Genomic DNA, 9,706 nt, shown 5'->3' on the forward strand with positions numbered 1-9,706 from the left:
CTCAGTTCCCTCCTTAGCGCTTCTTATTCTTGTTGGTACGACGGCGACGAACGATCAGCTGGTCGCTCGGGCGGTTCGGCTTACGGGTGCGGCCTTCCTTCTGGCCCCACGGGGAAACCGGGTGGCGACCACCGGAGGTCTTACCCTCACCACCACCGTGCGGGTGGTCTACCGGGTTCATGACAACACCGCGGACAGTCGGGCGCCAGCCCTTCCAGCGCATACGGCCGGCCTTGCCCCAACGGATGTTGATCTGATCCTGGTTTCCGACCTCACCGACGGTTGCACGGCAACGTGCGTCGACGCGACGGATCTCAGAGGACGGCATACGCAGAACTGCGTACTTGCCTTCCTTACCGAGAAGCTGAATAGAAGCACCAGCAGAACGTGCCAGCTGAGCACCAGCACCCGGCTTGAGCTCCACGCAGTGAATGGTGGAACCGGTCGGGATGTTGCGCAGCGGCAGGTTGTTACCAACCTTGATGTCGGCGTTAGCGCCGGACTCAACGATGGCACCCTGCTTCAGGTTCTTCGGAGCGATGATGTAGCGCTTCTCACCGTCTGCGTAGTGCAGCAGTGCGATGTTGGCGGTACGGTTCGGGTCGTACTCGATGTGAGCGACCTTTGCCGGAATGCCGTCCTTGTCATTACGACGGAAGTCGATGACACGGTACTGGCGCTTGTGTCCGCCACCCTTGTGGCGAGTGGTGATGTGACCGTGAACGTTACGGCCACCAGTCTTCGACAGCGGGCGCAGCAGAGACTTCTCAGGAGTCGAGCGAGTAACCTCGCTGAACTCGGAGACGGAGCTCTGGCGGCGACCCGGCGTAGTCGGCTTGTACTTACGAATAGCCATACTTTTGCTCTTCCTTAACTTCCTCGTCGGCTAGCGGCTAGGCTGCCGAACCGCCGAAGATGTCGATGGGATCGCTGCCGGCCGCGAGAGTCACGTAGGCGCGCTTGGTGTTCTTGCGCTTGCCGTAGCCGGTGCGGGAACGCTTGCGCTTGCCCTCACGGTTGAGGGTGTTGACGGAAGCGACCTTGGCACCGAAAATCTCCTGGACCGCGATCTTGATCTGGGTCTTGTTAGCGTCGGTGTGGACCAGGAACGTGTAAACGCCCTGCTCCATGAGTCCGTAGGACTTCTCAGACACTACCGGTGCAACGATGATGTCGCGGGGATCTGCGATGGTAGCCATTACTTCTCCTCCTTACCGGCGGTGCGAGTGATGAAGTCATTGAGTGCCTGAACGGCGAAGATGACGTCATCGGCCTTCAGAACGTCGTAGGTGTTCAGCTGATCCTCAGACAGGATGTGGACACCTGGCAGGTTACGAACCGACTTCCACGAGTTGACGTCCTCGCGCGGCAGAACGACGAGCACGTTGCGGCGCTCAGTCAGACGCTCGACGAAAGTACGAGCTGCCTTGGTGGACGGGGTCTGGCCTGGGACCAGTTCCTCGACAACGTGGATGCGGTCGTGGCGAGCACGGTCAGAGAGTGCGCCGCGCAGAGCAGCTGCAATCATCTTCTTCGGGGTGCGCTGGCTGTAGTCGCGCGGCACCGGGCCGTGGACAATGCCACCGCCGGTCCAGTGCGGAGCACGGATCGAACCCTGACGAGCGCGACCGGTACCCTTCTGGCGCCACGGCTTGCGGCCACCGCCGCGAACCTCACCGCGGGTCTTGACCTTGTGAGTGCCCTGGCGAGCTGCTGCACGCTGTGCGACAACAACCTGGTGCATCAGGGCGATGGACACCTCCGCGTCGAACACGGAAGCAGGAAGCTCAACCGAACCGTTCACGCCGCCTTCAGCGGTGTGTACGTCTAGCTTGAGGTTGGTCATGCGTGAGCACCACCCTTCGTGGCAGTCTTAACAACCAGGAGGCCGCCGCGTGCACCCGGAACTGCGCCCTTGATGAGCAGCAGGTTCGCGTCAGCGTCAACCTTCTGAATCTTCAGGTTCTGGGTCGTGACCCGGTCGTTACCCATGCGGCCTGCCATACGCTTGCCCTTGAAGACGCGTCCTGGCGTGGCGCAGGCGCCAATGCCACCAACACGACGGTGAGCAGCCTGGTTACCGTGAGCAGCACCCTGGCCGGCAAAGCCGTGGCGCTTCATACCACCGGCGAAGCCGTGGCCCTTAGAGGTACCAGTGACGTCGACGTACTCAATTTCGCCGAAGATGTCGACACCAACGGACTGGCCGACCTCGTAAGAGGAAGCGTCCGGGGTGCGAATCTCAACGCTGTGGCGACGCGGGGTCACACCGGCCTTCTTGAAGTGGCCGGCCTCCGGCTTGTTGACCTTACGCGGGTCAATTTCGCCGTATGCAATCTGGACGGCGTCGTAGCCGTCGGTTTCCTTAGTGCGCACCTGAGTCACTACGCACGGCCCAGCCTCAACGACGGTAACCGGAACAACGCGGTTCTCCTCGTCGAAGATCTGAGTCATACCGAGCTTCGTGCCCAGGATGCCCTTGATCTCGTTTTCACTCATTTATCTTGTCTCCGCTACCAAAAGTCCAGGATCACTGAATGTTCACATCGACACTTGCCGGAAGGTCAATGCGCATAAGTGCATCGACGGTCTTCGGCGTTGGATCGAGAATGTCGATCAGACGCTTGTGAGTGCGCATCTCGAAGTGCTCGCGCGAGTCCTTGTACTTGTGCGGCGAACGGATAACGCAGTAAACGTTCTTTTCGGTTGGCAACGGCACCGGGCCAACGACGCGTGCACCCGTACGGGTAACGGTCTCCACGATCTTTCGCGCAGAAGCGTCGATAGCCTCGTGGTCGTAGGCCTTGAGCCTGATGCGGATCTTCTGTCCGGCCACGCTTGTCCTCTCCTCGGTCGGCGCGCCCCAATTAAAGGGGCGTCGACCCTGTCAATGTTTCTCGACGCCGTCAGCAACTATGGCCAGCGCCAGAAATTAAAACTGGGTTGTGCATTACTTCAAAGCGATTTCGTCTTCGATCGTCATGGCAAATTAACTTTTGGCCATGACCCGAGCGGACGAATAACGCCTTGCACTCAAATCCCAGTGGAAAACAAGTCCCCCTCGTGGGGCTCTTCATTTGCCTACTGCCGCTGTTAATTTGCCATGCCACCTCCGACCCCCGCGGTCGGGCGTGTCGCCCATTTTCTCCGTGAGGCACGATCGGGAATAAACTTCCCTACGTGGTCATGCTCGCCTTACCATAGGCGCTATGTCCAATTTCGTACTGGTTCCCAGCTGGGCCTGATACAACAATTGGCGCGAACACCTTTGTTAAAGCAACCTCCGTATTAAAGCACGTCCGGGCTACGAATGTAAAATCACGATTCCAAAGTGCAACGTACATCACACCCATTACGGCACAGTCTGCTTGACGACGGCTATTGCGCCGCCCCCACCCCGTCTAGTGTCGGCTATGTGCAGATACAAAAAATCCCGACTTCCGCTTACGCGGAGTCGGGATTCTTCTAAGACTTAAGTTAAAGCATTTCCCCTATGGGGAGAAACCTTACTTAACGATCTTGGTAACGCGACCAGCGCCGACGGTGCGGCCACCCTCGCGGATAGCGAAGCGCAGGCCCTCGTCCATTGCGACCGGCTGGATCAGCTTGACAGACATGTCAACGTTGTCGCCCGGCATGACCATCTCGACACCTTCCGGCAGGGAAACGACGCCGGTGACGTCGGTGGTGCGGAAGTAGAACTGCGGACGGTAGTTGTCGAAGAACGGGGTGTGACGGCCGCCCTCATCCTTGGACAGGATGTAGACGGAACCCTCGAACTCGGTGTGCGGGGTGTAAGCGCCCGGCTTAGCAACGATCTGACCGCGCTCGATGTCCTCACGCTTGGTACCGCGGAGCAGCAGACCACAGTTGTCGCCAGCCTCAGCGGAATCCAGCAGCTTGCGGAACATCTCGATACCGGTAACGGTGGTCTTCTGGGACTTCTCCTTGATGCCCAGGATCTCGACCTCGTCGTTGACGTTCAGAACGCCGCGCTCAACACGACCGGTAGCAACGGTGCCGCGACCGGTAATGGTGAAGATGTCCTCAATCGGCATCAGGAACGGCTTGTCGGTCTCGCGGACCGGATCCGGGATGTTCTCGTCGCAGGCTTCCATCAGCTCGAGGATGGAGTTGACCCACTTCTCTTCGCCCTCAAGAGCCTTCAGAGCGGAGATGTGAACGATCGGAGCTTCCTCGTCGTAGTCCTGCTCAGCCAGCAGCTCGCGGACCTCCATCTCGACGAGCTCGATAATCTCTTCGTCGTCGACCATGTCGCACTTGTTCAGTGCAACGAGGATGTACGGAACGCCAACCTGGCGAGCCAGCAGAACGTGCTCGCGGGTCTGCGGCATCGGGCCGTCAGTAGCAGCAACAACCAGGATTGCGCCGTCCATCTGAGCAGCACCGGTGATCATGTTCTTGATGTAGTCGGCGTGGCCCGGGGCATCGACGTGAGCGTAGTGGCGCTTCTCCGTCTGGTACTCAACGTGGGAAACGTTGATGGTAATGCCACGTTCCTTCTCTTCCGGTGCCTTATCGATGGCATCGTAAGCGAACGACTCGTTCAGGTCCGGGAACTTGTCAGCCAGAACCTTGGTGATAGCGGCGGTAGTGGTGGTCTTACCGTGGTCAACGTGACCAATGGTACCGATGTTGACGTGCGGCTTCGTACGCTCGAACTTCGCCTTTGCCACTTTTAGTCCTCCTGGAGGTCTAGGTGGCCACGACTCTCGCAGCCACAATTTTGTGGTCACTCTATCCGCCTTCACAACATCAGAAGCCTTCAAGCTGTTCGCTTACGACTTCGGAACGTGCGCGCGCAAAAGAGCACTATTCTTTCACTGTGCCAGTTACTCGATACTAGGGCAGGATACTGGAGTTTTCCAAACCAGACCAACCCCCTAGTTAAGGGTGGGTAACGGCCAGCAACTCACATCGTCATTTACCTGCATAAATGCTAGATATTTGAGTTGCGATTTAAAATCGCCCAACGATATGAATTGCGAGCAGCTACCCCCTAGAGCTTGCCTGTGCTAACACACGCCAACAGTCTGACGATGTCTCAGCACAGTCAAAGCTAGAGGGAATCTACTAAAGCTGCAGACCCTCGCACTGCGTTCCCTAAAAAGAGCGACACTGCAGTGCGTGCAGGGATGGGGCCAGCTCCGATTGAGTGCCCCACCCTACCGACGCAACTTAAGCGCCGGTACGAGCTGCAATGATCTCCTCGGCCACGGAGGACGGAACCTCAGCGTAGGAGTCGAAGATCATGGTGTAGTTAGCGCGACCCTGGGTCTTGGAGCGCAGGTCACCAACGTAGCCGAACATCTCGGACAGCGGAACCAGAGCCTTGACAGCCTTGACGCCGGTGCGGTCTTCCATGGAGTTGACCTGGCCACGACGGGAGTTGATGTCACCGATAACTTCGCCCATGTACTCTTCCGGAGTAATGACCTCAACGGCCATCATCGGCTCGAGCAGGACCGGCTTAGCCTTCTGAACAGCTTCCTTCATAGCCTGCTGACCAGCAATCTTGAAGGCCATTTCAGAGGAGTCAACTTCGTGGTAAGCACCATCGAGCAGGGTTGCCTTGATGTTCACCAGCGGGTAGCCAGCGAGGGTACCGTACTGCATTGCGTCCTGAATACCAGCGTCGACAGACGGGATGTATTCCTTCGGAACACGACCACCAGTGACCTCGTTGACAAACTTGTAAGTGGTGGACTCGCCCTCTTCCACCTCGTCAGTAGCCGGAGCGTACGGCTCCAGAGCAATAATGACGCGGGCGAACTGACCCGAACCACCGGTCTGCTTCTTGTGGGTGTACTCGAACTTCTCGACTGGCTTGCGGATGGTCTCGCGGTAAGCAACCTGCGGGTTACCGATGTTTGCTTCAACCTTGAACTCGCGCTTCATGCGGTCAACCAGGACGTCGAGATGGAGCTCGCCCATACCGCCGATAACGGTCTGGCCGGTTTCTTCATCCAGGTGAACAGTGAAGGTCGGATCCTCTTCAGCCAGACGCTGAATAGCGGTACTCAGCTTCTCCTGGTCGGCCTTGGACTTCGGCTCAATAGCAACGTCGATAACCGGATCCGGGAAGGACATGGACTCCAGAACAATCGGAGCATCCTGTGCACACAGGGTGTCACCGGTGGTGGTGTCCTTCAAACCGATGAAGGCGTAGATGTTACCTGCCACTGCCTCGTCAACAGGGTTCTCCTTGTTGGCGTGCATCTGGAACAGCTTACCGACGCGCTCCTTCTTGTCCTTGGTGGCGTTCAGGACCTGCTGGCCAGGCTCCACGCGACCGGAGTAAACGCGGACGAAGGTCAGCTTGCCGAAGAACGGGTGAGCAGCAATCTTGAATGCGAGAGCGGAGAACGGCTCATCCTTAGACGGCTTACGGACCATTTCGACGTCCTCGTCGCCCATCTGGTGGCCGTGAACTTCACCGATGTCCAGCGGATTCGGCAGGAAGTCAATGACAGCGTCGAGCAGCGGCTCAACACCCTTGTTCTTGTAAGCGGTACCACAGTAGACCGGGTAGACCTCAGAGTTCAGGACCATCTTGCGGATGGCACCCTTGATCTCGTCCATGGTCAGCTCTTCGCCACCGAAGTACTTCTCCATGAGCTCCTCGTCGGACTCAGCGACGGTCTCAATGAGCTTCTCACGGTACTCGTTAGCCTTGTCGACCATGTCCGCCGGAATCTCCTCGACCTGCGCAGGAGTACCGATCTCAACCTTGCCCGGCCACATGAGGGCCTTCATCTCCAGCAGGTCAACAACGCCGTCGAAGTCATCCTCAGCGCCAATCGGCAGCTGCATAACCAACGGCTTAGCACCGAGGCGGTCAACGATGGTGCCAACGGTGTAGTAGAAGTCAGCGCCCAGCTTGTCCATCTTGTTGACGAAGCAAATACGCGGGACATCGTACTTCTGAGCCTGACGCCAAACCTGCTCAGACTGCGGCTCGACACCTTCCTTACCGTCGAAGACTGCGACGGCACCGTCGAGCACACGCAGGGAACGCTCAACCTCAACGGTGAAGTCGACGTGGCCCGGGGTATCGATGATGTTGATCTGGTTGTCGTTCCAGAAACAGGTCACAGCAGCGGAGGTAATGGTAATACCGCGCTCCTTCTCCTGCTCCATCCAGTCGGTGGTAGCGCCACCATCGTGAGTCTCGCCGACCTTGCGGTTAATACCCGTGTAGTACAGGATGCGCTCAGTCGTAGTCGTCTTACCAGCATCGATGTGCGCCATGATGCCGATGTTGCGGACCTTGTGGAGGTCCTTCTTAACGGGAAGTGCACCTTCAGCCACTTGATTCCCCACTCGTTTCAAATCGGTTTGGCGGTGAGACTCAATCACGGGATTGCAATTGGCCGTCAAATCCGCCGTCGGTCGGGTTTGCTTTATCTATAATGCCACCGTCTTGGCGCGAAGTCGCGCCGTGACGTACACCTATTGCGTAAATTCTACGCAAGACATCGGGTGTTAGCGCCGGGCTGGCCCCTATTGAGTGACCCTTAAAGATCTGTGGACCGCGACCGACGCGCGCCGTTGACATACCGGCAGCTGCTTTACGACGGTGACCACTCGCGGCCTCCGTCGATAAGCGACTACCAGCGGTAGTGAGCGAATGCGCGGTTAGCTTCCGCCATCTTGTGAGTGTCCTCACGACGCTTGACGGATGCACCCAGGCCGTTGGATGCATCGAGGATCTCGTTAGCGAGACGCTCGGTCATGGTGTTCTCACGGCGCTGACGGGAGAACATCAGCAGCCAGCGCAGTGCCAGCGTGGTGCCGCGGCCCGGGCGAACCTCGACCGGGACCTGGTAGGTGGCGCCACCAACACGGCGGGAACGAACCTCAAGAGCCGGCTTGACGTTCTCGATTGCGCGCTTCAGAGTCAGCACCGGATCAGTACCGGTCTTCTCTTCGCACATCTCAAGTGCACCGTAGACGATGCGCTCTGCAGTCGACTTCTTACCGTCGATCAGAACCTTGTTGACCAGCTGCGACACCAGAGGGGAGCCGTAGACCGGGTCGTTGACGACAGGACGCTTCTGTACTGGGCCCTTACGTGGCATGGCTTACTTCTCCTTCTTTGCGCCGTAGCGGGAACGAGCCTGCTTGCGGTCCTTGACGCCCTGGGTGTCAAGGGAACCACGGACGATCTTGTAGCGGACACCCGGGAGGTCCTTAACACGACCACCGCGAACGAGCACCATGGAGTGCTCCTGCAGGTTGTGGCCCTCACCCGGAATGTAAGCCGAAACCTCGACACCGGAGGTCAGGCGAACACGAGCGACCTTACGAAGAGCCGAGTTCGGCTTCTTCGGGGTGGTGGTGTAAACACGGGTGCAAACGCCGCGGCGCTGAGGGGAACCCTTCAGAGCTGCGGTTGCAACCTTAGCCTTCTTGTCATGGCGGCCCTTGCGGACCAGCTGCTGAATAGTGGGCATGAAGCCTCTTTCTGTTTTCAATCCTCGCTGGGCATTCTCACGACCGATGCCAACCGCAGCGGAGTAACCACCTTCCGTGTGAATGCATCACAAGAAAAGTTATTACTCATCCAGTGGTGAGCCCATCGGTTGAACGCAAGAAATGGAGGGATTTTGAACGTGCGAAACCCAGTCAGCCGCTCTCGCTGGCCTACTGGGTAATGTCTCAAGTTCCCAATTCTTTTCTGGGATCGTTGTATAACAGTACGCGAGCTGCGGGTTTAGTCCAAACACCCTGGTAATGGCCTATAAATTTCAAGCACTTTGAGCGCTTGTGGGTTTGGTGATCAAATTTTTGGGTGTTCAGCACGGCGCGCCTCGCCCCAAAAGACGCAGACGTTACTATGCCGGTTTGAATCGATAACTCGGCCAATTCTGCCGTCCGTTCGGTTTGCCCATAGTACTGTCCTGCATCAGCGCTGGAGAAACTTAATCGCCATGTTCACCACAGGCGAATGCCTTCTTCATTGCCAGCAGTGTACTGGCAGCGTATAGGTGGGGACATGTCTAAGAAAGTTATTGTCATTGGCGGCCACGGCAAGGTGGCCCAAATCGCTACTCCCCTACTTATCGACGATGGCTACGAGGTCACGTCGGTTATTCGCAACCCCGACCAGGTTCCGGATATCGAGGCTCTCGGCGCCACACCAGCCGTTTACGACATCGCCAGTCTCTCGACCGAACAGTTTGCGGACCTTCTCAGCGGGCACGACGCTGTGATTTGGTCCGCCGGCGCTGGTGGAGGTTCAGCAAAACGGACTTACGCGATCGACCGCGACGCAGCTATTACTTCGATTGCCGCGGCCGAGCAGGCTGGCGTTAAGCGCTACGTCATGGTCTCCTACTTTGGTGCGGGCCACGACCATGGCGTTCCAGAGGATCACAGCTTCTTTGCCTATGCCGAGTCCAAGGCTGCAGCCGACGAAGCGCTGCGCGCTTCAAACCTTGAGTGGACCATTCTCGGCCCGAGTGCGCTCACGCTCGACAAGGGCCAGGATTCCATCGACACCACGGCGGACAAGGCAGGCGAGGTCGCTCGTGCGACCGTTGCCAATGTCATCGCGCAGACCGTGTTCAACGAAACTACCGTTGGTCGCATCATTAACTTCAACGAGGGCAACACCCCGATTGCAGAGGCTCTCAAGGAGTAGAGGAAGGAAACCGGGGACGGACCCCCTAGCCCCTCCCTC

The 9,706-nt window shown here is 58.0% G+C and carries 10 protein-coding genes; 1 reads left to right on the forward strand and 9 read right to left on the reverse strand.

What is annotated here, in order from left to right:
• Positions 1-13 precede the first annotated feature (13 nt).
• The 9 genes from rplB to rpsL all read right to left on the reverse strand — a co-directional run bounded on the left by rplB (position 14) and on the right by rpsL (position 8,477).
• A complete protein-coding gene (rplB, locus tag NQ014_RS09930) occupies positions 14-856 on the reverse strand; it encodes a 50S ribosomal protein L2 (RefSeq protein WP_005509800.1) in 843 nt (280 codons plus the stop codon).
• Positions 857-893: 37 nt separating this feature from the next.
• Entirely contained in the window at positions 894-1,199 is a 306-nt protein-coding gene (rplW, locus tag NQ014_RS09935; protein WP_005509869.1) for a 50S ribosomal protein L23, read from the reverse strand.
• Entirely contained in the window at positions 1,199-1,846 is a 648-nt protein-coding gene (gene rplD, locus NQ014_RS09940) for a 50S ribosomal protein L4 (RefSeq protein ID WP_049190610.1), read from the reverse strand. Before rplD ends, rplW begins: the two co-directional genes overlap by 1 nt.
• Entirely contained in the window at positions 1,843-2,499 is a 657-nt protein-coding gene (rplC, locus tag NQ014_RS09945) for a 50S ribosomal protein L3 (protein ID WP_005509762.1), read from the reverse strand. The genes rplD and rplC overlap by 4 nt, the downstream gene beginning before the upstream one ends.
• 31 nt (positions 2,500-2,530) lie before the next feature.
• A complete protein-coding gene (rpsJ, locus tag NQ014_RS09950) occupies positions 2,531-2,836 on the reverse strand; it encodes a 30S ribosomal protein S10 (RefSeq protein WP_003938093.1) in 306 nt (101 codons plus the stop codon).
• A 670-nt stretch (positions 2,837-3,506) separates the two neighbouring features.
• Entirely contained in the window at positions 3,507-4,697 is a 1,191-nt protein-coding gene (tuf, locus tag NQ014_RS09955) for an elongation factor Tu (protein WP_049170037.1), read from the reverse strand.
• Positions 4,698-5,199: 502 nt separating this feature from the next.
• Entirely contained in the window at positions 5,200-7,332 is a 2,133-nt protein-coding gene (gene fusA, locus NQ014_RS09960; protein WP_083324598.1) for an elongation factor G, read from the reverse strand.
• Between the two features lie 299 nt (positions 7,333-7,631).
• The gene (rpsG, locus tag NQ014_RS09965) at positions 7,632-8,102 is read right to left on the reverse strand and encodes a 30S ribosomal protein S7 (protein ID WP_049193220.1); all 471 of its coding nucleotides are present in this window, start codon (positions 8,100-8,102) and stop codon (positions 7,632-7,634) included.
• Between the two features lie 3 nt (positions 8,103-8,105).
• Positions 8,106-8,477, reverse strand: a complete 372-nt coding sequence (gene rpsL, locus NQ014_RS09970; RefSeq protein WP_038627636.1) for a 30S ribosomal protein S12 — start codon at positions 8,475-8,477, stop codon at positions 8,106-8,108.
• A 542-nt stretch (positions 8,478-9,019) separates the two neighbouring features.
• Between rpsL and NQ014_RS09975 the strand changes: the two genes are divergently transcribed.
• Complete coding sequence (locus NQ014_RS09975; protein ID WP_257075123.1) at positions 9,020-9,667, forward strand: SDR family oxidoreductase; 648 nt, start codon at positions 9,020-9,022, stop codon at positions 9,665-9,667.
• Positions 9,668-9,706: the final 39 nt, after the last annotated feature.

This window comes from Corynebacterium sp. 5QC2CO (assembly GCF_024580435.1).
Classification (GTDB): Bacteria; Actinomycetota; Actinomycetes; order Mycobacteriales; family Mycobacteriaceae; genus Corynebacterium; species Corynebacterium jeikeium_D.